Origin of the sequence: Streptomonospora nanhaiensis, assembly GCF_013410565.1 — a bacterium.
Classification (GTDB): Bacteria; Actinomycetota; Actinomycetes; order Streptosporangiales; family Streptosporangiaceae; genus Streptomonospora; species Streptomonospora nanhaiensis.
Genome location: NZ_JACCFO010000001.1, coordinates 2,094,251 through 2,118,079 on the forward strand (window position 1 = coordinate 2,094,251; position 23,829 = coordinate 2,118,079).

Here is a 23,829-nt window from a genome sequence, read left to right on the forward strand (position 1 = left end):
GTGGGCATGGCCTCCCACGTACTCGCCGACCGCTATCGGCTCCTTGAGCCGATCGGCCATGGCGGCATGGGCACCGTGTGGCGCGCCGAGGACGAACTCCTGCACCGCCACGTCGCGATCAAGGAGGTGCGGGTCGCCCCCGACCTCGACCCCGACAAGCGCGACGAACTCATCGCCCGGACCATGCGCGAGGCGCGCATCTGCGCGGGCCTGAGCACCCACCCCGGGATCGTCACCATCCACGACGTGGTCCGCGAGGGCGGGCGCCCCTGGATCGTCATGGAACTGGTCAGCGGCCGCGGCCTGGACCAGGTCGTGGCCGAGGAGGGGCCGCTGTCGCCGCGCCGCACCGCCGAGATCGGCCGCCAGATCTTCGCCGCGCTGGACAGCGCGCACAGGGCCGGTGTGGTGCACCGCGACGTCAAGCCGGCCAACGTCATGCTGCTGCCCGACGGCCGCGCCATGCTCTCCGACTTCGGTATTGCGGTGTCGGACTCCGAGGACAAGCTCACCCTCACGGGCAGGCTGCCCGGATCCCCCGGCTACGTCGCGCCCGAGCGGCTGCGCCACAACATGATGTCGCCCGCCGCCGACGTGTGGTCGCTGGGCGCCACCCTGTACTTCGCGGTGGAGGGCCGCTCGGCCTTCGAACGCCCCACCAACGCCGGCCGCCTCACCGCCGCGCTGGAGTCCCCGCCCGACCCGCCCCGGCGCGCCGGCCCGCTGCGCCCCGTCCTCAACGGCATGCTTCAGCCCGACCCCGAGCACCGGCTGGGCGGCGACGCCCTGGACTCCGCACTGGCCGGCGTGGTCAGCGGCGCCGGACCCGAGGACGCCACCCCCACCCAGCTCGACGTCTCCGGCGCGCTGCCGCAGGCCCCCGCCCCCGACCGCGCTCCCCGGCCGCTGGGCTCCGCCCCGCTGGGGCACTCCACCCCGATGAGCGTCGCCGGCCTGGCTCCGGCGCGGCTGGACCGGCGCGGGTGGACGCGGGTGCTGGCCTCGCTGCTGCTCGGCCTGATCACGCTGATCGCCGCCCCGCTGCTGGTGGAGTACCTCTCCAGCGTGCTCATCGACGACGACCCCGCGCCCAGCCCCTCGGCCGAGAGCACCGCCGCCGACCACGCCAACGCCCTCAAGGAGGCCCCGCCGCTGCCCGAGGGGTTCGTCGAGCACACCGGCGGCGGGTTCCGGGTGGCCGCCCCCGGCGACTGGTCGGCCGCCCAGGAGGCCGACGGCCTGCGGATCTCCGCGCCCGACTCCTCCCAGGACCTCCTGCTGAGCAGGGTCGACCTGGCGGGCGCCACACCGGTGGAGCACCTGCGCTCCCTTGAGGCCGAGTACGCCGCCAAGCCCGGGTTCCGCAGCATCACCCTGGAGGAGGTCGACCACCCGGCGGGCGAGGCCGCGCGGTGGACCTTCGAGTCCGCCGAGTCCGGTGTGCCGCGCATGTGCAGCGGCCTGCTGGTGGCCGACGGCCAGGGCGGCGCCGCCATGGTCGTCTACAGCGCCGACCCCGACCGCTGGGAGCAGGAGGCGCAGACCCGCCAGGCCGCGCTGGACTCCCTGCGCCGGGCGGCCTGACCGGCGCCCGCGGCCCCGGCCGTGGGATCATGGCGCCGACCGGGGCGCCGGACGCCCCCGCACCCGCGCACGCCCGGCTCCCCCGCCGCTCGCGCGCGCGGCGCCCGGCGGGCGCGGTCGGGGGCCCACCACCCAGCATCCGAAGGGACGCGCGTGAGCAGCTGCAACATCCTGTCCATCGCCGGCAGCGACCCCAGCGGCGGCGCCGGGATCCAGGCGGACCTCAAGACGTTCTCGGCCCTGGGCGGCTACGGCATGGCCGTGATCACCGCGCTCACCGCGCAGTCCACCACGGGCGTCACCGCCGTGCACGAGGTGCCCGGGCACTTCGTCGCCGCGCAACTGGAGACCCTGCTGGGCGACGTCCGCGTGGACGCGGTCAAGATCGGCATGCTCGCCAACGCCGAGGTCGTCGAGGCGGTCGCCGACGCGCTGGACCGCCACGCCCCGCCGCACGTGGTGCTGGACCCGGTGATGGTGGCCAAGAGCGGCGACCGGCTGCTGGCCCCCGAGGCGATCGAGGCGGTGCGCACCCGCCTGGTCCCGCGCGTCGACCTCATCACCCCCAACCTGCCCGAGGCCGCCGAACTGCTCGGCGAGGAGGAGCGCCACGACCTCTCCTCGATGCGGGAGCAGGCCGAGCGCCTGCTGGCGCTGGGCGCCCGCCGGGTCCTGCTCAAGGGCGGCCACCTGCAGGGGGAGAGCAGCACCGACCTGCTGGTGGCCCCCGACGGCCGGGTCGCGACGTTCACGGCCGAACGCGTCGCCACCCGCAACACCCACGGCACCGGCTGCACCCTGTCCTCGGCGATCGCCGCGCTGCTGCCCCGCCGCCGCGACTACGACGACGCGGTGCGCGACGCCAAGGACTACCTCACCGAGGCCCTGCGCCGCGCCGACGACCTCGACGTCGGCCGCGGCAAGGGCCCCACGCACCACTTCCACGCCTGGTGGGACGCCCCGCGGCGCCGGGGCTGAGGCGGCGCCGGCGGCCCTGGGCGGCGCTGCGGACGCCCGCGACGAACGGCGGGGGCGCCCCGCGGTGCGGGGCGCCCCCGTGGGGGTGCGCGGCGCCGGCCCCGGCGAGGGCCGGCGGCCGGGCCGGCCGGCTAGGACCGGACGTCCACGATCGTGGAGTCCGGGTTCTTCCAGTCGGGGTTGGCGAAGTACTTCTTGGTCTCGGCGACCACCACGCCCGACAGCAGCAGCAGGCCGACGAGGTTGGGCAGCGCCATCAGGCCGTTGGCGATGTCGCTGAAGGACCAGATCACGTCCAGCGGCACGGTCGCGCCGATGTAGACGACCGCCACGAACACCAGGCGGAAGGGGAACACGCCCTTGCGCCCGACGAGGAAGTCGATGCACCGCTCGCCGTAGTAGGACCAGCCCACGATGGTGGTGAAGGCGAAGAACATCACCGAGATGGCCACGCCGTAGGTGCCCAGCGGGGCCAGCGCCGGCGAGATCGCGCCGAGGCCGTCGGACATCGCCTGGGCGGTCAGCAGCGAGCCGTCGTCGGTGGAGGTCTCCCAGGCGCCGGTGACGATGATGACCAGGCAGGTCATCGACACCACGATGATGGTGTCGATGAAGGTCTGGGTCATGGACACCATGGCCTGGCGCACGGGCTGGTCGGTCTTCGCCGAGGCGGCGGCGATACCGCCGGTGCCCAGGCCCGACTCGTTGGAGAAGATGCCGCGGGCCACGCCCTGCTGGATCGCGAACAGCAGCGCCGAGCCCAGCAGGCCGCCGGTGGCGGACCGCCCGGTGAACGCCTCGGTGAACACCAGCGCGATGGCGGCGGGCAGGTCGCCGATGTGGGCGATGAGCACCAGCAGCGAGATGACGATGTAGAAGACGATCATCAGCGGCACGACCGCCGAGGCGAACCGGCCGATGCTCTTGATGCCGCCGATCACGACCAGGGCGGTCACCACAACGAGCACGATGCCCGAGATCCACGGCGGGATGGAGAACACGTCCTCCATCTGCAGGGCCACGGTGTTGGCCTGGGTGCCGTTGCCGATACCGAAGGACGCGATCGCGCCGAACACCGCGAAGGCGCCGCCCAGCACCAGGCCCAGCCCGCCGGGCAGGCCGTAGCGCAGGTAGAACATCGGGCCGCCGCTCTGCTCGCCGCGGGCGTCGGGGCGGCGGTACTTCACGCCGAGCAGGGCCTCGCTGTACTTGGTGGCCATGCCCAGCGCGGCCACCACCCACATCCAGAACAGCGCGCCGGGGCCGCCCGCGGTGATCGCCAGCGCGGCGCCGGCGATGTTGCCGACACCGACCGTGGCCGCCAGGGCCGTGCTCAGCGCCTGGTAGTGGGAGATGTCGCCCTGGGCGTCGCCGCCCTCGGTGCGGCGGAAGAGGGCCAGCCACAGCGCGTGGAAGAGGACCCGGAACTGCAGCAGGCGCAGCCGGATCGTCAGGTAGAGGCCGGTGAGCAGCAGCAGCGGTATGAGGACGAAGGGTCCCCACACCACTGAGGAGATTTCACCCAGGATTTCCTGGAGTTGCGCCATGGACGACTCCCTGTCGGTCGGATCGGGGGCGCTGGCCACCGCCTCGCCGTGCCGTGTGCGGGGCGCGGGGCGAGGCCGGGCCCGGGCCTCGCGGTGTGGGGCGGGCCCGGGTCAGCGCAGAGAAAGGGTCACACCCCCGCGTCACGCGGGCATCACGATTGACCCACACCACGGTTGCGCCGAACGCGGTGTTACGCGCGGGTGACGTGGGCGTTTCAGGCGGTGTCGGACTCCGCCGCCTGGGCGCGGGCCAGCGCCGCGACGGCCGCCGCGGCCTCCTGCGGGTCGGCGCCGCGGCCCACCGCGATGCCCACGAGGTAGGTGGTGACCGGGGCGGCGGGGCGCGCGATCGAGTGGGCGGCGTCCTTGGCGAGGTCCAGCACGCGGTCCACGTCGGCCTTGCCGAGCTCCTCGGGCAGGTCCAGTTCGGCGCAGACCTGCTGCGCCCACTCGACGAGGGTCATGGCGACTCCTGGGGCTGGTGGGGGCGAATGCACGACAGGTGGCGATCCTACGACGGCACGGCCGCGAAGGGCCGCCGAAGATGTCGCATTCCCGGCGGCGGGCCGTTGACCGCGCGTATGCCTGCGGTACGAACCGGTTCATTCTGGCTGCTTAGGGTGCCGCCCAGGAGCCGTCCCGTGAACGGGAGAGCCGCATGCGCCCGCCTTACCCATCCCTCAGCCCCGACCCCGCCGACCCGCTGCGCGTGGCGATCGTGACGGAGTCGTTCCTTCCCCAGGTGAACGGTGTCACCAACTCGGTGTGCCGGGTCGCCGACCACCTCCGCTCGCGCGGCCACCACGCCCTCATCCTCGCCCCCGGCGCCGGTCCCGCCACCTACGCGGGTTATCCGGTGCTGCGCCTGCCCAGCGTCCCGCTGCCGGGCTACCGGTCGTTCTCGCTGGGCCTGCCCGCGCGGCGGCTGGTCACCGCGGCGCTGCGCGCCTTCGCCCCCGACGTGCTGCACCTGGCCTCGCCGGTGCTGCTGGGCGGCGCCGCCGTCGAGGTGGCCCGACCGCTGGCCCTGCCCACCGTCGCCGTGTACCAGACCGACCTGCCCGGGTTCGCCGCGCGCCACGGCGTGCCCGGCGCGGACGCGCTGTGGCCCCTGCTGCGCCAGGTCCACGCGGCGGTGGACCGCACCCTGGTGCCCTCCACCGCCACGCTGCGCGCCCTGGCCGAGCGCGGGTTCCCCCGGCTGAGCCTGTGGCAGCGGGGCGTGGACACCGACCGCTTCCACCCCCGCCACCGCGACGAGGAGCTGCGCCGGCGGCTGGCACCCGGCGGCGAGGTGCTGGTCGGCTACATCGGCCGCCTCTCCCGCGACAAGCGGGTGGACCTGCTGGCGCACGTGGCGCGGCTGCGCGGGGCGCGCCTGGTGGTGGTGGGCGACGGCCCCGACCGGGCACGGCTGCGCCGCCGGATACCGGGCGCGGTGTTCGTGGGCCAGCGCACCGGGGAGGAGCTGTCGCGGCTGCACGCCTCGATGGACGTGTTCGTGCACACCGGCGCCGACGAGACGTTCTGCCAGGCCATCCAGGAGGCCCTGGCCTCGGGCGTGCCCGTGGTGGCGCCGGCGGCCGGCGGCCCGCTGGACCTGGTCGAGCCCGAGCGCACGGGCCTGCTCTACGCCCCGGAATCGGTGCGCGAGCTGCGCGTGGCGGTGGGCCGGCTGATCCACAACGGAGCGCTGCGCCGGCGTATGGCCGCCGCCGCGCGGCCCGCCGTGGAGGGCCGCACCTGGGAGGTCGTCGGCGACCAGCTGATCGGCCACTACCGCTCGGTGATCGCCCCGGGGCAGGTGGACCTGCCCCGGATGCGGCTGCACGCCTGAACGGGCGCTACGCTGTCCGCGGCGCGGGAGCGCGCCCGGCCCTTCCGCGATGACCGGGTGTCGCTCCCGCTGACCGCGCTCCCCGCGGTCCTCCCCGCCGCCCCCGCTGTCTCCCACATGCCGTGGGTCCGGCCGGCCATCCGCGCCAGGCCGGCCGGACGGCTCATCCCGCCTTGGGCACCGCCCGCACCGCCGGGGCGGGCACCCGCGCCGCCGCGCGCCGCGCGCCCGGGCCGACCCGCTCCAGCACCTCGCTGAGGCGGTCGAGGTGGGCGCGGATCCAGGGCAGCGCCAGCGGGTCGTCGGCGGCCAGCGCCGCGTGCCGGCGGGCCTCGGTGTCGCCGTAGAGCAGGCTTGAGGCCACCCGTAGGCGCAGGGCGCGTTCGTTCTCGCCGAACTCCGCGGCGGCCAGCACCCCCATGCCGTAGTCCTCCAGCAGCAGCGCCGCGAGTTCGCGGCCGGTGCGCACGCCGTGTTCGGCGGCGAGGTGGCCGCGCCACGCCTCGAGGTCGGGGTAGGTGTAGAAGGCCGCCTGGGGCGCGGGCACCAGCGCGCCGGCGGCGGCGAACCGGTCGGCCACCTCGCGGATGACGATGCCGTGCAGGCGGCGGCTGCGGCCGATGTGGTCGGCGATCTCGGGCGGCTCGCCGAAGGCGTAGGCGGCGGCCTGCTGGACCGGCGCGGCCGGGCTGGACCAGATCTCGCTTGCCACCCCGAGCAGGTCGGCGCGCAGCAGGCGGCCGAAGGGGCTGTCGGGCAGCCGGGCCACCCCCAGCCGCCACCCGCCCAGGGCGAGGTTCTTGCTCAGGCCGGTGGTGACGACGGTGCGCTCGGGCGCGTACTCGGCCAGGCTGTGGAAGTCGGCGCCGGGGTCGTGCACGAGATCGCGGTAGATCTCGTCGGAGATGATCACCAGGTCGAGTTCGCGCGCGGTGTGGGCGAGGCGGCGCACGGTGGCGTCGTCGGCGAGGGTGCCGGTGGGGTTGTCGGGCAGGGTGGCGACCACCGCGCGGATGTCGCGGCCCCGCGCGCGCTCGTCCTCGACGGCGGCGGCGAGCAGGTCGGGCTGGGGCAGCCCGCCCTGGGCGGGGTCGGTGGGCACCTGGACGCAGCCGTGGCCGGAGAGGTGGGCCTGGGCGGCGTAGCTGACCCAACTGGGCGCGGCCACCGCGACCGCGCCGCCGATGCTCAGCAGCAGGCCGTAGAGCAGCGGCTTGCTGCCGGGGCCGGCCACCACCAGGTCGGGGTCGGTGGGCAGGCCGCGGCGGCGCCAGTAGCCGGCGGCGGCCTCGCGGAGTTCGGCCGTGCCGGCGACCGGGCCGTAGGCGTTCCTGTCACATCCAGCCGACAGCGCGTCGCGCATGGAGGGGTGGACCGGCAGCCCGGCCTCTCCGAAGCCCAGCGGTAGGACGGGCAGGCCGCGGCGGCGGCGCTCGGCCAGGGCTTCGTTGACGGCGAGGGTGGCGGACACGGTGACAGACATGAAGCGATCAACTCCGCATCGTCCAGGCGGCTCGAAACGGCTCCGAGCCCGTGGTCTGCCGCCGGACGCCGCAGGCGTCCGGCTGTCACACGCCACACTGCCCAATCCGGTGCATCAGTACCAGCGAATCTTTTGCATGCAGAGGATAAGCTCGGCTTATGCTCGACCTGCGTCGGCTGCGGATCCTCAAGGAGTTCTCCGAGCGCCGCACCATCGCCGCTACCGCCGAGGCGCTGGGTTACACCCCCTCGGCGGTCTCCCAGCAGCTGTCGGCGCTGGAGCGCGAGGCCGGGGCCGCCCTGCTCGACCGCACCGCCCGCAGCGCCGAGCTGACCGAGAGCGGACGGCTGCTGGTCGAGCACGCCGAGCAGATCCTGGCCATGGTCGAGGCCGCGGAGTCGGTGCTGGCCGAGCACCGGGGGGTCGCCGCCGGCCAGGTCACCGTCACGGCCTTCCCCACCGGCGCGGTGGCCTTCGCGCCGCTGCTGGCGCGGGGCCTGCGGGTGCACGAGAACATGCAGCTGGTGCTGCGGCAGAGCATGGGGGCCGCCGGGATCCGGCAGGTGGCCTCGGCCGAGGTCGACATCGCGCTGGTCGACGACTGGTCGGGCGACCGGCCCGACAGCGGCGCGGGGCGGCTGCGGCACGTGCACCTGCTGCACGACCCCATGGTGCTGGCGGTTCCCCGGGGGCACCGCCTGGCCGACCCGGCCGTTCCCGTCGACCTGCGGGAGCTGCGCGAGGAGCCGTGGATCGCGGCGCCGCGCAGCGAGCCCTCGCGCTCGGGCATCGACCGCCTGTTCGCCGACGTGGGGGGCGCCCCGACCACGGCCTGGGAGTTCGAGGGGCAGAGCACGATCCTCAGCCTGGTGGCGCGGGGCATCGGGATCGCCGCGGTGCCCGCGCTGGCGCTGGCGGCCGGCACCGGGGGGCTGGCCTTCCGCAGGCTGCCCGGTGTGGGCCCCACCCGCGAGGTCTACGCGGTGGTGCGCGCCACGAGCATGCGCCGCCCGGCCATCGAGGCCACCCTGCGGGCGCTGCGCCGCACGGCGGCCGAGGTGCGGCGCGACCTGGACGCCGAACTGGGCGCGGCACCCGGCTGAGGCGGGCGGCGGCCCGCGCCCTCAGCCGCCGAAGGGCCGCGGCCGGTGGTGGAGGCGCTCCAGGCGGCGGCGCAGCCGGCGGGCCACGTGGCGGGCGCGGTCGCGCTCCTCGCGCACCGCCCACCAGCGCGAGTACGCCTCGATCCGGCGGCGGCGCAGCTCGGCCAGCTCCTCCTCGGCGCGCTGGACCTGGCGCTGGATGTCGGTGTGGACGCGCTCCAGGCCGATGAGCGCGGCCTCGCGCTCATCGGCCTCCCGCTGGACCTTCCGCAGCCGGGCCGCGATCCCGTGGATCTGCGCGGCCCTGCCGCCCCGGCCCGTCCCGACGAACCACACAGGGGGTGTCTAACCGCGCGGCGCGAGGCCATCACCGGAGAGTCGCGCAAAGAATACGGAAAGTGAGTGAGTTGTCGGTATACCGGGCCGTTTCGGCGCTTTCTCCCGTTCGCCCGGATCGTCGGCCGGTCAGGCGGCCATCCCCTGGCGGCGGACGCGCGCCCCGGCGGCCGCGGGCGTGCGCAGCCGCGACATCGGGCGCGGCCGGACCTCGGTGTAGATCTCGACGAACCGGTCCAGGGAGCGCGCGTGGTCGTGGCGCCGGGCGATCTCGCGGCTGGCGGCGCCCATGGCGGCGCGGGTGCCGGGGTCGGCCAGCACCTCGGCCAGCCGCTTGGCCAGCGCGGGGACGTCGCCGGGCGAGTAGAGGTAGCCGTTGCGGCCCTCCTCCACCAGGTGCGGCAGGGCGAGCGCGTCGGCCGCCACCACGGGCAGGCCGGTGGACATCGCCTCCAGTGTGGCGATGCTCTGCAGTTCGGCCACGCTGCCGATGGCGAACACGTCCCCGGCCACGTAGACCAGCGGGAGGTCGGCGTCGGGCACGAACCCGAGGAAGTGCACGCGGTCGGCCACACCCAGCTCGGCCGCCAGGCGGCGCAGGCGCTCCTCGCGCTGGCCGGTGCCGGCCAGGGCCAACTGGAGGTCGCGCTCCCCGTGGACGCGGGGCAGCGCCCGGATCAGGTCCTCGATGCGCTTCTCCTCGTCCAGCCGGCCGACGAACACCATGGTGTCGCGGTCGGGCAGGCCGAAGCGGGCGCGCGCCGCGGCGCGCTCGGCCGGGCGCGGGTGGAAGCGCTCCAGGTCGATGCCGCAGGACACCGCCTCGACGTGGCGGTCCAGCCCCTTGCCGGTGAGCAGGTCGGCGGCGCGCCGGGTGGGCGTGGTGACGTAGTCGGCGGTGCGCGCCACCGCGATCATGTCGCGCCAGGCGAGGTCGCCGACCAGCTCCTGCAGCCGGCCGGGCACGTGCGCGTGGGCGAACAGGTTGTCGGGCATGAAGTGGTTGGTCAGGACCACGGGCACCCCGGCCCGGCGGGCGCGGCCGATGGCGGCGCGGCAGGTCGTGAAGTGGCTCTGGGCGTGCAGCACGTGCGGGCGCAGCCGGGAGATCAGCCGGTCCAGGTGGCCGTTGATCCCCAGCGGCAGGGTGGTGCGCATGGACTCGTGGACCAGCACCGACACCGAGCGCAGCTCGTGCACGGTGACCCCGTCCCGGCGGCGGACCCCGGGCTCGCCGGTGGGCGAGGCGCACACCACGTGCACGTCGTGGCCGCGGGCGGCCAGCCCGGTGGCCAGCCGGTGGGTGAAGTAGGCGCAGCCGTTGACGTCGGGCGGATAGGTGTCGGCCGCGATCAGGACGCGCAGGCGGGCCGGGTTCGCAGCGGCGGCTCGGACGCCGGCGCGCAGCTGTGTGCGCTGGCTCAACGGGGTCATCGGGAGTCTCCTGGAGTCGTCGTCGAGTGGACGGAGGTCGTGGAAAGCGCGGTGCCGGCCGGTGCGGGATCCCCTGTCCGGTGCCGGGCCGCCTCGGGGTTGCGGTTGCGGGCCACGGCCAGCGCGACCGTGCCGGCGATGGCCAGCAGCGCGGATCCGGCGGCCAGGGCCTGGTCCAGTGGCGTGGCGGGCAGCCCCTCGCCCAGCAGCAGCGCGCCGATACCGGCCCCCGTGATGGGGTCGACGACGAGCAGCGTGGCGTAGGCGGCGGCGAAGTGGCCGGTGCGGTAGGCGTTCTGCTGGAACAGCCCGCCGAACACGGCCACCGCCACGCACAGCACGGTCAGCCAGCTCAGTACGGCGGTGGCGTCGACCACGGCGTTGGCCGCCACCACGCGCGCCAGGGCCGAGGTGGTGCCCAGCGCCACGCCGCCGACCGCGGCCAGCAGCAGCACGCGCAGGGCGGGGGGCAGCCAGTGGGCGGCGGCGTAGGCCGCGCAGCCCACGGCCGCGACCGAGCCGGCCAGCGCCAGGGCGGTGCCGGTGGCCATGTGCGGGGTCTGGGCGGTGTGCGGGAAGAGCAGGAGCAGCCCGGCCAGGCCCACCATGACGGCCCCGCCGGCGACGATCTGCCCGGGCCGGACCCGGCGCCGGTTGAACACCGCCGAGAGCACGATGGCGAAGATCAGGCCGGTGACGCCGATCGGCTGGATGATGGTGAGGGGGGCGCCGCTGAGGGCGACCAGGTGCAGGACCACGCCGGCCCCGGCGCCCAGGGTGCCCAGCAGCCAGCGCGGGCGCTGGGCGAGGTGGAGCAGGAACCCGAACCGGGCGACGCTGTGCCCGGGGGCGCGCACGGCGTCGCGCTCCTGGAGGGCCGACCCCAGCGCCATGCAGAAGGCCCCCGCCAGGGCGATGAGGATGGACCAGATCAGCATTCCGGCCTCCTCTCTCGCGGGCCGGCGGGATCCGGCGGCCGATCCGGCATCGTCTCCCCCTCGTCGGTACTGGGCGGCGCCGAGGTGAGCGCTCCGCCTGTCCGAAACGCTACGCGGCGGCTCCTGGAGCGGGCGATAACGTCACCACCCGGATCGGGGTGGTGCCAGCCCTACCGTGCCGGTGCGCCCTCCTCCCCCCCGGCGGTCGCGGCGCGCGGCGCCCTCGGCCGCCGCCGCGCGGCGGTTCCGGCGTCCGCCGCGCACCGCGTGTGTCCTGGATAGCGGCCGTGTCTGACCTCTCGCTCGCCTTCCGGGGAATCACCGGAAACATCAGGGCAAGAGTCGGTGACGCGAGCGGGTCCCGCCCGGCCTCCTTCCCGGTGGGCGCCGTGTCAACCCCCCGCGCGGCGCCCCGCGCCGCGGGGCCGGGCGGGCGGGCGCGGGTTCGGCAGAATTGGGACACCCCCGAACCAGGTAGGTGAGTGCCGTGAGCGCGCTGGAACCGGACGGCGTCGACGCCGCCATCGTGCGGGAGCTGCGGGCCGACGGCCGCCTGCCGTTCGAGACGCTGGCCGGGCGCGTGGGGCTGTCGGCGGGCGCGGTGCGCGCGCGGGTGATGCGGCTGGTCCGGGGCGGCGCGGTGCCGTGACCGCGCTGCTGGACCCCGAGGCGGTGGGGATGGGGCGGCACGGCGGGTTCACGGCGCGGCCGGCGGCGAAGGGGGCCGCCGCGGTCGCCGGGATCGCCGGGTGGGAGCACACCCGGTTCCTGGCCCGCTGCCTGGGCGGCGCCGACCTGGTGGGGACCGTCGCGGCGGGTTCGGTCGCCGGCCTGGGCACGGTGTTCGAGCGGCTGCGCGCGCTGCCGGGCGTGCGCGTCACCGACACCTGGATCCGGCTGGACCTGGTCACACCGGCGCTCTAGGGGCCCGTCCACGGAGGCGCGCCCTCCCGGGGAGGCCGCCGAGCGCGCCCGCCGCCGCCCGCGCGCCGGCGGGCGTGCTCGGTGCCGCCGGCCCGCCGGGGTGTCCGGGACCGGCCGGTGGCCGCCTCCGGCCCCACGGGGCCGCGCGCCGCCGGCAAGCCCTTACCAGGTGAACAGCCGCCGACATCTGCGTGAACCGGCCCGTGCCGGGCCACCGCCGGGGTAGCCGGGGCGTCAACTGGGAGCAGCCTCATCCGCGACGGGTGCGGCCGCACCGCCGCCTGCCGCAGCGACCACCCAACGGAGACGCACATGCGCTTCTACCTGGCACTCTGCTCCGCCGAGCCCGACCACCGCGCGCCCGTCGCCGACCACGTGGTCGCCGCGGCGCGGACCCTGGCCCACCGCGTGCTGCCCGTCCCGGCCGAGACACTGCGGCACTCCTCCTGGGAGGCCCCGCGGCACAACATCGTGCTGATGGCGTGGACCAACGAACCCGAGCACCCCTGGCTGCCCCGGCCGCTCACGCCCGTGCGCGTCGACGGCGAGGACGGCGTCTTCGGCTACACCGGCTACCTGGCCGACCCCGCCGACGCCGAGCGCCTGCGCGCCGAGCCCGGCGACCCCGGTCCGCTCGCCGACCGCACCGCGGGCGCGTTCGGGATCTTCCGCGCGCTGCCCCGGGGTGTGGACGCGGTCACCTCGCTCACCCGCAACGACCCGGTCTACCACTGCGAGCGGGCCGCCCTGCACGTGATCGGCAACCGGGCCGCCCTGGTGCACCTGGTGGCCCGCGCCGCCGAGGAGGGCCCCGACTCCCCCATGCCGCCCGCCCCCGACTACGACGTCGCGCCCATGCAGGCGCTGGTGCGGCACGGGTTCTACATCAGCGACCACACGCCCTTCCGGGGAATTTCCACCCTCACCGAGCTGAGCACGCTGCGGGTGCGCGACGGCGTGGCGCGCGTGGTGTCGCGCCCGCTGCCCCGGCCCGAGCCGGCCCCGCGCCGCCCCCTGGCCCGCCGCGCCCGCCTGGCGGCGCTGACCGAGGCGCTGGTGGACTCGGTGGCGCCGGTGCGCCGGCACGACGAGGCGATCTCGCTGTCGCTCACGGGCGGGCGCGACAGCCGGCTGGTGGCGGCGCTGCTGCACGCCGCGCGCATCCCGTTCCGCGCCACCACGCGCGGGTTCGCCGACCACCCCGACGTCGTCCTGGCCCGCCGGATCTGCGCGCGCCTGGGTGTCACCGACCACCGCGTCACCGAACCCGAGGTCGAGGACGACGCGGTGCTGGCCGAGCACCCGCTGCCGCGCACCGCCCGGCTGGTGCGCATGACCGAGGGCATGAACTCCGCGTTCGAGAACGTCATCGCGCCCACGTCGTTCCTGCTGGAGGCCCGGCTGTCGGGGTCGGGCGGCGAGGCGCTGCGGGGCGGGTGGCTCAACGACCAGCCCTGCCTGGAGCGCTCGGCGCTGCTGAAGAAGGTCGAGACCATCACCCGCGCCCAGGCGGCGCTGATGACCCCGCAGGCCAACGCCGAGGCCGACCGCTATTTCCGGCGCTACACCGCCGAGACCGACGACCTCGCCGTGGTGCTGGACCGGATGTTCCTGCGGTTCCGCAGCGGCCGGTGGCTGCCCGGGTCGCGCACGGCCACCCTGATCGGGTTCTGCATGTACCACCCGTTCCTGGACCACCGGGTGCGCTGGGAGGCCATGACGCTGTCGCCGCGGTGGCGCTGGTCGGAGGAGGTGGTGTACCGGCTCATCGCGCGGCTGGCGCCGCCGCTGGCCGCGCTGCCCGTCGAGGGGCGGCCCTGGCGCTTCGACGCCCGCCGGTCGCGCCGCTGGACGGGGCGGGCGCGGCCCGCCCTGACGGCCACCACCGCAAGGGGCGGGTTCGACTGGCGCCGCCGCCTGGGCGGGGAGTACCTCGCGCCCATGCGCGAGCGCATCCTCGACACCCCGCAACTGTTCGAACTGGTGGACAAAGAGCGCACCGAGCGCCTGCTCAACGAGGACCCCGTCCGCCGCCCGGGGCAGGTGTGGCACCTCTACACCCTCGCGGTGCTGCTCTCCAACGAGTGGCTGTCCCCCACCGCGCCGCTGGGGCCCGGCAGCGAGCGGATCCGGGTGCCCGTGCGGTAGCCGCGGGCCGCCCATGTCCTTTTCGGACGGGTCGTGGCACCATGGTCTGGCCATTGGTCTAGACCGGATGGGAGCCCCCCGTGCCCGCTTTCTCGCTGCTGCCCCGGCCCGCCGAGCTGGCGACCGGAGCCTATGACGGCCTGGTCCTGACGCCGTCCACCCGGATCGACGCCGACAGCGCGGCCCGGGGTACCGAGGCGTGGCTGCGGGCCGAACTGGGTGCGGCCACCGGGCTGCCGTTCCCGCGCGGCGACGGCGAGAGCGCGCAGATCCGGCTCAGCGTCGACGCCGCCGCCGGGCTGGGCACCGAGGGCTACCGGCTCATCGTCGACGGCGAGGGCGCGCTGATCGTGGGCAACGACCCCGCCGGGGTGTTCTACGGCGCCCAGACCCTGCGTCAACTCCTGCCCCCCGACGCGTTCCGGCGGGCGCCCCTGGCCGGCGCCGCGCACTGGACGCTGCCCAGCGTGCGCGTCACCGACCGGCCGCGGTTCGCCTGGCGGGGCTGCATGCTCGACGTCGCCCGGCACTTCATGCCCAAGCACGGCCTGCTGCGCTTCATCGACCTGCTGGCCATGCACAAGCTCAACGTGCTGCACCTGCACCTGACCGACGACCAGGGCTGGCGCGTCGAGATCAAGCGCTACCCGCGCCTGACCGAGGTCGGCGCCTGGCGCGCGGAGAGCCAGGTGGGCGCGGGCCAGCCGCCCGTCTACGACGGCCGCCCGCACGGGGGCTTCTACACCCAGGACGACATCCGCGAGATCGTCGCCTACGCCGCCGCCCGGCACATCACGGTGGTGCCGGAGATCGACATCCCCGGCCACTCCCAGGCGGCCATCGCCGCCTACCCCGAACTGGGCGAGGGCGACCCCGTGGACGTGGGCCGCGACTGGGGGGTCATCGAGACCGTCCTCAACGTCAGCGACACCACGCTGGACTTCTACCGCGGCGTCTTCGACGAGGTGCTGGAGCTGTTCCCCAGCCGGTACGTGTGCGTGGGCGGCGACGAGTGCCCCAAGAAGCAGTGGCGGACCAGCGAGACCGCCCAGCGGCGCATCCGCGAGGAGGGGCTGGCCGACGAGGACGAGCTGCAGAGCTGGTTCATCCGGCAGTTCGACGCCTACCTCGCCGAGCGCGGGCGGCGGCTGCTGGGCTGGGACGAGATCCTGGAGGGCGGCCTGGCCGAGGGCGCCACGGTGCTGTCCTGGCGCGGCACCGAGGGCGGGATCGCGGCGGCGCGGGCCGGCCACGACGTGGTGATGTGCCCCACCGCGACCTCCTACCTGGACTACCGCCAGTCGGCCGACCCCGACGAGCCCGTGCCGGTGGGCACCGTGCTCACCACCGCCGACGTCTACACCGCCGACCCCGTGCCGCCGGAACTGGCGGCCTCGGGCGCCGACCGGGTGCTGGGGGCGCAGGTCAACGTGTGGACCGAGCACATGGACACCCCCCGTTCGGTCGACTTCATGGTGTTCCCCCGGCTGTCGGCCTTCGCCGAGACGGTGTGGACCCGCGACACCCGCGAGTACGCGGAGTTCTGGCCCCGCCTGCGGGACCACCTGCGCCGGCTGGACGCGCTGGGGGTGGAGTACCGGCCCCCGGCCGGACCGCTGCCCTGGCAGCGCCGGCCGGGGGTGGCGGGCTGGTCGCCCCGCAGCTAGGGCCGCACCGCCGCGGTCTCCTCGGCGATCACCCGCCGGGCGACGTCGGGCCGGTCGGAGATGATGCCGTCGACACCGGCGTCGATGGCGGCGCGCATGTCGTCGGGCTCGTTGACGGTGTAGGTGTGCACCTCCAGGCCGGCCTCGTGCACCAGTTCGACGTAGTCGGCGTCGATCACGGTGTGGCTGGGGTTGATCTGGTCGGCCCAGGCGTAGTCGTCGACGTCCTCGGCGGGCACCAGGCCGAGCAGGCCGTGGGGCACGTCGGGCAGCAGCTCGTGGGAACGCGCCACCGACTCCCAGTCGAAGCTCTGGATGGTCAGCCGGGGCCACTTCCACGCCGGCCGGGGCTTCAGCCACGAGGAGTGCTCGGCCAGGGTGTCGGCGATGTCGGCCTCGATGCCGGGGTAGAGGTCGGGCGACTTCACCTCCAGCAGCAGGTTGAGCCGGTGGCGCGCGAGCCGGGCCAGGGCCTCCTCGAAGGTGGGCACCCGCTCCCCGGCGAACTCGGCGCCGAACCAGGAGCCGGCGTCGAGCCGGCGCAGCTCGGCGAGGGTGAAGTCGGCGACCGCGTAGGAGCCGCGGCCGGGGAAGACCTCCTCGGCGTCGGTGGTGCGCGTCAGCGTGGTGTCGTGGATGACCACCAGCTCTCCGTCCCGGGTGCGCTGCACGTCGATCTCGACCGTGGTGGCGCGCAGGTCGCGGGCGGTGTCGATGGCGGCCAAGGTGTTCTCGGGGGCGTAGGCCGAGGCGCCGCGGTGGGCGACGTCCAACACGGCCGGAACCCGGGTGTCGCGGCCGGGATCGGCGGAACCGGTGGAAGGGCGGGCGGGCGCCGAGGGGGCGGTGGGCTGGGCGACCACCGCCACCGCCGCGCCCCCGCTTCCGACGAGCGCCAGCGCCATCGCGGCCACCGCGAGGCCGAACCGTCGAAACATGTCACTCCTCTGCTGAAGCGCATCACGGACCGTTCCAGGGTCGGCTCGGACGGTTACCGCGGAGTGTCAGCCAGGCGATCCCGCGGTGCAGTGCCCAGAAACTCCCCCCAGGGCCGGGTGCGCACTGAAGAACGTTCACACGACACGAACCACACGCTGTGAGCAAATGGTTACGGGATGTGCGATTTTTGATGAGTGGTGACATGCACGCCGCGTAGTCACCGTTCACGCTTGGTAGTCAACTGAGGAGTCCAAGCATGCGCAAGCACCACAAGAGGTGGATCGCGCTCGCCGGTGCCGCCGCCGTGTCCGCCGCCGGCCTCACGGCCGGCGGGGGCGCCGCGAGCGCGGACGAACGGCCCCTGCCGTGGCCCATGGTCCGGCAGAGCGTCTCCACCTACTCACTCGACGGGTTCGAGATCGGGTACCTGCCGCCCGGCCTCGAAAACCACGGAATCCACGCCAAGTCCACGGTCGGCCTCAACGGCGACCGCCGCTCCGAGATCGCTTGGGTGCAGGGCCTCGACGCGATCTACGGCCGGGTCAGCGTGCTGCGCGGCGACGACCTCGCCGACCTGGACGAGGTGCGCGCCACGCGCTACGACCACCTGGAGGACTCCGCGCTGCAGCGCGCCGAGGTCAACGGCACCGACGCCTACGCCTCCCCGAAGACCGGAGACGTGTTCTGGGTGCCCGAACCCGGTGTCGCGGTGGCCGCCTACCTCCAGCCGGACCGCTGGGACGAGGACGAACTGTTCGACTTCGCCGAGGGCGTGCGGCCCCGCCCCAACCCCTGGGAATCCCCGCGGCCGGACCAGCCGGCCCAGGAGGACTCCCCGGAGCAGGACGGCGCTGCCGAGAACGGGACCGCCGAGCAGGACGACGCGGCCGAGCAGGAGCCCGCGGCCCTGCCCGGGGAGCCGCAGGAGCCCGCCAAACCGGCCGAACCCACCCCGCCCGCCGAGCCCGCCGGGCCCGCCGGACCGGACCGGCCCGGCAAGGACGAGCAGCCCGGCCAGGACGCCCCGGAGGCGCAGGCGGACGGCCGGCAGGACGCCCCGCGGCCCGACGCGGAGCAGCGGCCCGACCGGCCCGAGCCCGCCGCCGCGTCGGCCTCCGACGGCGGCGAACAGGCGGCGCAGGACCCGCAGGAGCCGGCCCAGGCCGACACCCCGGCCGATGCTCCGACCGGCACCGCGGCCGACGGCGGGTCCCCGGCGGCCGAGCCGCAGGACGTGCCCTCGGTCTCCGTCCTGGACGTGCGCACCTGCCTGACCGAGGAGCTGCTGCCGCAGGGCTCCCCGGTGCGGCCCGCCGACGCCGCCGTCGACGACGGCGCGGTGCTGCGGCTGTGGCAGGCGGCCGACGCCCAGACCCGCACCGAGAAGTCCGAGGAGTGCGCCACGCGCTTCCAGATCGAGACCTGGCAGATCAGCCAGGTCATCTCCGAGGTCGAGGAGCGGCTGGCCGAGGCCGGCGTCGAGGTCTCGGCCGCGCCCGAGCCCGCCGCCGACCAGACCGGGGCACCCGCTGAGGAGTCCGGCCGCGACACCGGCCTCGTGGCGTCGCTGGTGGACACGCTCGGCCTGGCGCTGCCGGGCACGTCGGCACGGGAGTGACCGCGGGTGCCGGGCGGTGCGGCCGCCGCCCGGCACCGCGGCCTCAGCCTTCGGCCGGGCGCAGCGTGCCCGACACCTCGCCCAGCCGGATCGTGCCGCCGTTCATGCCGCGGGCCGTGGCGGTGAGGGTGACGGTGTCGCCGTCCTCCAGGAAGGTCCGCTCGCCCCCGCCGGGCAGCCGCACCGGCCGGGTGCCGCCCCAGCTCAGCTCCAGCAGGCAGCCCTGCCGTCCGGGCTCCGCGCCCGAGACCGTGCCCGATGCGTAGAGGTCGCCGGTGCGCAGGGACGCGCCGTTGCTGGTGAGGTGGGCCAGCATCTGGTCGGGCGTCCAGTACATCGCGGCATAGGGCGGCCGCGACACCACGTGCCCGTTGACCGCCAGGGCCATCTCGATGTCCAGCCCCCAGTCGGCCACCCGCGCCAGGTGGGGCAGCGGCTCGGGCCACTGCTCGCGCCCGGCGAACCGGGCCGCGCCCAGCGCGTCCAGGGGCACCACCCACGGCGAGATCGACGTGGCGAAGGACTTCCCCAGGAACGGGCCCAGCGGCACGTACTCCCACGCCTGGATGTCGCGGGCGCTCCAGTCGTTGACCAGCACCACGCCGAAGACGTGCTCGGCGAGGTCGCCCACGGGCACCGCGCGCCCCAGCGAGGTGGAGGTGCCCACCACGAAGCCCAGCTCGGCCTCGGCGTCCACCCGGGTGCTGGGGCCGTACTGCGGCCCGCCGCCGTCGGCCGGCTGCCGCTGGCCCCGGGGCCGCACCACGCCCGTGCCCGACACCACCACCGTGCCCGCGCGCCCGTGGTAGCCCACGGGCAGGTGCCGCCAGTTGGGGTGAACCGGCTCCTCACCGGGCCGCAGGATCTGCCCGACGTTGGCGGCGTGCTCCAGGGAGGCGTAGAAGTCGACGTAGTCGGCGACCTCGAAGGGCCGCCGCAGCTCGACCTCGGCCAGCGGCACCAGGTGCGGCTCGACCGCCGGGCGGGAGTCCGCCGAGGTCAGCATCCCGCTGATCTTGGCGCGGGTGGCGCGCCAGGCCGACGACCCGCGCGCCAGGAAGGGATTGAGCGAGGGCGCCGCGAACTCGGCGCCGCCCAGCGCGCCGGCGAGGTCGAGCACGTGGTCGCCGACGCGCACGCCCACGCGCGGCGGCGAGCCGGGCCGGGCGAACACGCCGTAGGGGAGGTTGTCGGCCCCGTAACCGGAGTCGTCGGCGCCGGGCACCCATGTCGTCGTCACGTTCCTCCTCGAAGGGTTCGCTGCGGGGTCGTGCACTCACACTTCCCAGGAGCCCAGCAGGCCAAGCGCGGCGGCGTCGCGCACCGGGTCGCCGGTGCTGCACGAGGCGTAGCCCACCAGCAGCTCGCGGGTGCGGGCGGCGGTGGCGGGGTCCAGTCCGGCCGCCGCGCACGCCAGCCCGCGGGCGTCGGTGCTGGTGAGGGCGGGGACCACGGCGTCGTGGCGGCCCTGGACCACCGCGGCGGTGGCCAGCAGCAGGTTGAGGTAGCCGTAGTGCGCGGCGCCGGTGGCGGGGTCGGCGCGGCCCACCCCGCGGTGCAGCCCGGCCGTCGCGATGAAGGGGACGTCGCGCTCCACGCAGGCCGTGATGAACGCCCCGGCCTCCCGCGCGCTGGGGAAGTGGTCGGGGCGGGTGCCGCCGCAGCGCAGTTTGGCGCCCAGCGGCCGGGCGCCGCTGAGGATGTCGACGGCGTCCAGCCAGCCGGGGTCGCGGTCGAGCTCGAAGTAGACCACGCGGCCCGCACCGCCGATGTCGCCGCTGCGGAACAGGTCGGCCACCAGGCGCAGGTCGTCGGGTCGGGCGCGGGTCTCGTAGCGGGCCACGCGCACGCGGGGGTCGGAGTCGGGCAGGGTGCCCGCCGCCCCGGCGTCGGTGTCCAGCACCAGGCCGACGTCGACGCGCTGGTCGCCGTCGAGGCGGGCCACCAGCTCGCCCCACCGGCTGGCCGGGCACACCAGGCGGTGGGAGAGCATGGGGTGGGAGACGATGCGGTCGGATCGGTGCCGCTCGACGGCCTGCACCATGGGCAGGGCGGTGGGCGGGAACAGGCCCGCGTCGTCGATGAGCCCGCGCAGCAGGACCTGCGCCCCGGTGTCCGCCACCGCGCACCACCCCCGTCTCCGCCGTGGCCGGGTGCGCCGCGGCGCCCGGCGCACCCAGTCTGCACAACCGGTGTGCCCGTTCCGCCCGCCGCCTCCCCTTTTCGGGCGCGCCGCGCGGCGGCTCAGCGCGCCCAGGTCCAGGCGTAGCCGGGGTCCTCGCAGGCGCGCGCGGCCGGGCCGAGGTCCAGGGGGCGGAAGGTGTCGACCATGACGGCGGTCTCACTGGTGCGCTTGGCGCCCAGGGCGGCCTCGACCGCGCCGGGCTGGGGGCCGTGGGTGAACCCCGCCGGGTGCAGCGACACCGAGCCGATGCCGATCCCCGACCCCTTGCGCGCCGCGTAGTCCCCGCCGACGTAGTACATGAACTCGTCGCTGTCCACGTTGTGGTGGTTGTAGGGGATCGGCACGGCCTCGGGGTGGAAGTCCAGCGGGCGCGGGCAGAAGGAGCACACCACGAACCCCGGCCCCTCGAAGGTCTGGTGCACCGGCGGGGGCGCGTGCGTCTTCTTCACGATGGGCTCGAAGTCGGCGATGTTGAGGGCGTAGGGGTAGAGGCAGCCGTCCCAGCCGACCACGTCGAAGGGGTGGTGGGCGAACGTCATGCGGGTCAGTCCGCCCCGGGTGCGCACGACGACCGGTGTGGGGGCGTCGGCCTCGCCGCCCTCGGCCAGCAGCGGCTCGGCGGGGGCCCGCAGGTCGCGCTCGCAGTAGGGGGCGTGCTCCAGGAACTGCCCGTACTGGGAGAGGTAGCGGCGCGGCGGGCGGATGTGCCCGGACGCCTCGATGACCAGGGCGGTGACCGGTCCCCGGGGCACCCAGCGGTGGATGGTGCCGGTGGGCACGCACACGTAGTCGCCCGCGCCGGCGTCGATGGCGCCGTAGCTGGACTCCAGCCGGATGGACCCCGATTGCACGTAGACGGTCTCGTCGCCGACGGAGTTGCGGTACAGCTCGCTGGGCCGGTCCACGGCGGCGAAGCTCAGCCGCACGTCGCCGTTTCCGGCGAGCAGCCGGCGGCCGGCGACCAGGTCGCCGCCGGCGGGCAGGTCGCCGGTGCGGAAGTGGCGCGGGGCCAGCGGCAGGTTGGGCTCGGCCGGCTCCGCGGCGCGGGGGTCGGGCAGCGGCTCGGACTTCACGATCGCGGTGGGCAGGTTGCGGTGGTAGAGCAGGGAGGAGTCCGAGGAGAACCCCTCCTCGCCCATCAGCTCCTCGGCGTAGATGCCGCCGTCGGGGCGGCGGAAGACGATGTGCCGCTTGCGGGGCAGCTCCCCGACCGCGCGGTAGTGGGGCATGCCGGCTCCTTCCTCGGCGGGTGCGGGCCCGGCCCGCGCCCGCCTGTGCGTGTTGGTGCCGGGCGGCGGTGGCCGTCCGCCCGTCGTGGGTGGGTTCCGGCCTCCGGCCGGAGGCTGTCAGCGTTCGGGGCCGGCCGGGCGGTGCGCCCGCTCCGCGCCCGGGGTGCCCGCGGCCGCCTCGGGCCCGGCGCCGCAGGCGCGGCGGATCGCGGCACGCACGGCCGCGCCGTCGCCGGCCGGCACCACGGCGCACAGGTGGGCGTCGGGCCGCACGACGTGGGCGGTGCCCGCGCAGCGCAGCGCCGCGGCCACGGCGCCGTCGGGGGTGTCGAGGTCGCTGAGGGCCAGCACGGCCACCGGCGCGGGCAGCCCGGCGGTGGCGGCGGTGACCGGGCCGACCGCCGCGGTGTCGGGCACCAGCACGGTGAACCCCGGGCCCAGCAGCCGCCGCAGCCGGGTGGGCTCGCCGGTGCCGGGCGCGCGGCAGCCCGCGTCGGGGCAGATGACGCCGGGCACGGGCGGGCGCGCCCGCCCCGGCTCGCCGGGTACGGGCTCGGCGCCGGGCCGGGGGGTGGTCAGCGGCGACCCGGTGTACCAGAACGGTTCGGCCAGCTTGCCGGAGTCGATTCGCTCGCGTGCCCGGGGATCGGTCAGCGCGCGCTCCAGGGTCTCGCGGCGCAGCCGCCGCTCGGCCTCGCCGTGGGGCACCAGGAAGCGCATGGTGGCGCCGGTGACGCGCAGGTTCTCCTGGGCCGCGGCCCAGCGCTCGGCGTGGTAGCTCTCCAGCAGCACCTCGGCGGCCCCGCGGTCGGCCGCCTCGACGCGGCGGGCCGCCGCCACCTTCCAGGCCAGGTTCTCGGCGTCGTGCACGCCGCTGTTGAGGCCGCGCGCGCCGAAGGGGGCGTAGAGGTGGGCGGCGTCGCCGGCCAGCAGCACCCGGCCGGCGCGCAGCCGGTCGGCGCAGCGCTGGTGGAAGCGGTACACCGAGGACCACACGACGGTGTAGGGGCGGTCGCCCACGACCTTGCGGATGCGCCGGTCCAGCTCGCCCGAGGCGCGTTCGGCCTCGGCGTCGTAGTCCTCGGGCACCTGCCAGTCGATGCGCCAGGTGGAGTCGGGGCACTGGTGCACCAGCACCTGGCGGCCGGGGTTCCAGTCGGGGTCGAAGTAGAACCGGCGCTCGTTGGGGAAGGGCAGGTCGGCGCGGATGTCGCAGATGAGGAACCGGTCGGCGAAGGAGTGCCCGGGGAACCCGATCCCCAGCAGGTGGCGCACGGTGCTGCGCGGGCCGTCGGCGGCCACCAGGTGGCTGCCGCGCCACTCGGCCGGGCCGTCGGCGCTCTCGGTGGCGGCGACGACGCCGCCGGCGTCCTGGCGCAGCCCGGCCACCCGGTGGCCGTGGACCAGCCGGACGAGCGGGCTGCGCAGGGCGGCGCGCAGCAGCTCCCGCTCCACGCGGGCCTGGGAGATGTTGATCCAGGGCGGCAGCCGGCCCGGGGTGCCGGGGGTGTCGGGGAAGGTGACGGTGCGGACCTCGCGGCCCCGGTAGTAGGTGCGGGCGGTGGTCCAGGTGGTGCCCTCGGCCAGCAGCGGCCCGGCCGCGCCGAGCCGGTCGAACACGTCCAGGACGTCGCGCTGGAAGCAGATGGCCTTGGACCCGGCCGCGCGGGCGGGGTCGGTGCGGGGGTCGGGGCCGGCCTCCAGCACCACCGAGGGCACCCCGGACCGGGCCAGCGCGAGCGCGGCGCACAGGCCGACGGGGCCGCCGCCGGCGACGAGCACGGGGTCGGTGCGCGCGCCGCGGTCGTCGGCGGCGGGCGCGGGGGGCGGCACGGCTCGCATGGTTCCTCCCGGATGGACGGCCGGCGGCGGTCGGGGG

General features: G+C 75.7%; 20 protein-coding genes. 9 read left to right on the forward strand and 11 right to left on the reverse strand.

Annotation, left to right across the window (positions count from 1 at the left end):
• The first annotated feature begins 6 nt into the window (after nt 1–6).
• Complete coding sequence (locus tag HNR12_RS08970) at nt 7–1,584, forward strand: serine/threonine-protein kinase (protein ID WP_179767050.1); 1,578 nt, start codon at nt 7–9, stop codon at nt 1,582–1,584.
• Nucleotides 1,585–1,737: 153 nt separating this feature from the next.
• Nucleotides 1,738–2,562, forward strand: coding sequence for a bifunctional hydroxymethylpyrimidine kinase/phosphomethylpyrimidine kinase (gene thiD, locus HNR12_RS08975; RefSeq protein WP_179767051.1), 825 nt, complete (start codon nt 1,738–1,740; stop codon nt 2,560–2,562).
• 131 nt (nt 2,563–2,693) lie between these two features.
• Here thiD and HNR12_RS08980 read toward each other — a convergent pair whose 3' ends face one another.
• Both HNR12_RS08980 and HNR12_RS08985 read right to left on the reverse strand, forming a co-directional pair.
• Complete coding sequence (locus HNR12_RS08980; protein WP_179767052.1) at nt 2,694–4,109, reverse strand: alanine/glycine:cation symporter family protein; 1,416 nt, start codon at nt 4,107–4,109, stop codon at nt 2,694–2,696.
• Between the two features lie 215 nt (nt 4,110–4,324).
• Entirely contained in the window at nt 4,325–4,573 is a 249-nt protein-coding gene (locus HNR12_RS08985; protein WP_179767053.1) for a DUF6457 domain-containing protein, read from the reverse strand.
• Between the two features lie 194 nt (nt 4,574–4,767).
• Between HNR12_RS08985 and HNR12_RS08990 the strand changes: the two genes are divergently transcribed.
• Entirely contained in the window at nt 4,768–5,946 is a 1,179-nt protein-coding gene (locus HNR12_RS08990) for a glycosyltransferase family 4 protein (protein ID WP_179767054.1), read from the forward strand.
• A 163-nt stretch (nt 5,947–6,109) separates the two neighbouring features.
• On the opposite strand, the gene HNR12_RS08995 is transcribed toward HNR12_RS08990, so the two are convergent.
• Entirely contained in the window at nt 6,110–7,429 is a 1,320-nt protein-coding gene (locus HNR12_RS08995; protein WP_179767055.1) for a pyridoxal phosphate-dependent aminotransferase, read from the reverse strand.
• A 158-nt stretch (nt 7,430–7,587) separates the two neighbouring features.
• Between HNR12_RS08995 and HNR12_RS09000 the strand changes: the two genes are divergently transcribed.
• Nucleotides 7,588–8,532: a LysR family transcriptional regulator gene (locus tag HNR12_RS09000; RefSeq protein ID WP_179767056.1), complete on the forward strand. Its 945-nt coding sequence runs from the start codon at nt 7,588–7,590 to the stop codon at nt 8,530–8,532.
• Nucleotides 8,533–8,553: 21 nt separating this feature from the next.
• Here HNR12_RS09000 and HNR12_RS09005 read toward each other — a convergent pair whose 3' ends face one another.
• The 3 genes from HNR12_RS09005 to HNR12_RS09015 all read right to left on the reverse strand — a co-directional run bounded on the left by HNR12_RS09005 (nt 8,554) and on the right by HNR12_RS09015 (nt 11,240).
• Entirely contained in the window at nt 8,554–8,868 is a 315-nt protein-coding gene (locus HNR12_RS09005; RefSeq protein WP_179767057.1) for a hypothetical protein, read from the reverse strand.
• Nucleotides 8,869–8,997: 129 nt separating this feature from the next.
• The gene (locus HNR12_RS09010; protein ID WP_179767058.1) at nt 8,998–10,302 is read right to left on the reverse strand and encodes a glycosyltransferase; all 1,305 of its coding nucleotides are present in this window, start codon (nt 10,300–10,302) and stop codon (nt 8,998–9,000) included.
• Nucleotides 10,299–11,240, reverse strand: coding sequence for a DMT family transporter (locus HNR12_RS09015; protein WP_179767059.1), 942 nt, complete (start codon nt 11,238–11,240; stop codon nt 10,299–10,301). Before HNR12_RS09015 ends, HNR12_RS09010 begins: the two co-directional genes overlap by 4 nt.
• 487 nt (nt 11,241–11,727) lie before the next feature.
• On the opposite strand from HNR12_RS09015, the gene HNR12_RS09020 reads away from it, so the two are divergent.
• The 4 genes from HNR12_RS09020 (at nt 11,728) to HNR12_RS09035 (ending at nt 15,979) form a co-directional block, all read left to right on the forward strand.
• Entirely contained in the window at nt 11,728–11,889 is a 162-nt protein-coding gene (locus tag HNR12_RS09020; RefSeq protein ID WP_218901895.1) for an AsnC family transcriptional regulator, read from the forward strand.
• Complete coding sequence (locus HNR12_RS09025) at nt 11,886–12,164, forward strand: hypothetical protein (protein ID WP_179767060.1); 279 nt, start codon at nt 11,886–11,888, stop codon at nt 12,162–12,164. Before HNR12_RS09020 ends, HNR12_RS09025 begins: the two co-directional genes overlap by 4 nt.
• A gap of 312 nt (nt 12,165–12,476) precedes the next feature.
• Nucleotides 12,477–14,312 (forward strand): asparagine synthase-related protein, encoded by a 1,836-nt coding sequence (locus HNR12_RS09030; protein WP_179767061.1) that lies wholly within the window; start codon nt 12,477–12,479, stop codon nt 14,310–14,312.
• A gap of 80 nt (nt 14,313–14,392) precedes the next feature.
• Entirely contained in the window at nt 14,393–15,979 is a 1,587-nt protein-coding gene (locus tag HNR12_RS09035) for a beta-N-acetylhexosaminidase (protein ID WP_179767062.1), read from the forward strand.
• Here HNR12_RS09035 and HNR12_RS09040 read toward each other — a convergent pair.
• Nucleotides 15,976–16,917, reverse strand: a complete 942-nt coding sequence (locus tag HNR12_RS09040) for a glycerophosphodiester phosphodiesterase (protein WP_179767063.1) — start codon at nt 16,915–16,917, stop codon at nt 15,976–15,978. The genes HNR12_RS09035 and HNR12_RS09040 overlap by 4 nt on opposite strands.
• Nucleotides 16,918–17,174: 257 nt before the next feature.
• Between HNR12_RS09040 and HNR12_RS09045 the strand changes: the two genes are divergently transcribed.
• Nucleotides 17,175–18,536 carry a hypothetical protein gene (locus HNR12_RS09045; protein ID WP_179767064.1) on the forward strand — a complete coding sequence of 454 codons (1,362 nt, stop codon included), beginning with the start codon at nt 17,175–17,177 and terminating at the stop codon, nt 18,534–18,536.
• Nucleotides 18,537–18,579: 43 nt separating this feature from the next.
• Here the strand turns inward: HNR12_RS09045 and fahA are convergent, their stop codons facing one another.
• The 4 genes from fahA to HNR12_RS09065 form a co-directional block, all read right to left on the reverse strand.
• Entirely contained in the window at nt 18,580–19,776 is a 1,197-nt protein-coding gene (gene fahA, locus HNR12_RS09050) for a fumarylacetoacetase (protein ID WP_179767065.1), read from the reverse strand.
• A 36-nt stretch (nt 19,777–19,812) separates the two neighbouring features.
• Nucleotides 19,813–20,658 (reverse strand): hypothetical protein, encoded by an 846-nt coding sequence (locus HNR12_RS09055; RefSeq protein ID WP_179767066.1) that lies wholly within the window; start codon nt 20,656–20,658, stop codon nt 19,813–19,815.
• Nucleotides 20,659–20,780: 122 nt separating this feature from the next.
• Nucleotides 20,781–21,950 carry a homogentisate 1,2-dioxygenase gene (locus HNR12_RS09060; protein ID WP_179767067.1) on the reverse strand — a complete coding sequence of 390 codons (1,170 nt, stop codon included), beginning with the start codon at nt 21,948–21,950 and terminating at the stop codon, nt 20,781–20,783.
• A 117-nt stretch (nt 21,951–22,067) separates the two neighbouring features.
• On the reverse strand, nt 22,068–23,792 hold the full coding sequence (locus HNR12_RS09065) for an FAD-dependent monooxygenase (RefSeq protein ID WP_179767068.1): 1,725 nt from the start codon (nt 23,790–23,792) through the stop codon (nt 22,068–22,070).
• Nucleotides 23,793–23,829 lie beyond the last annotated feature (37 nt).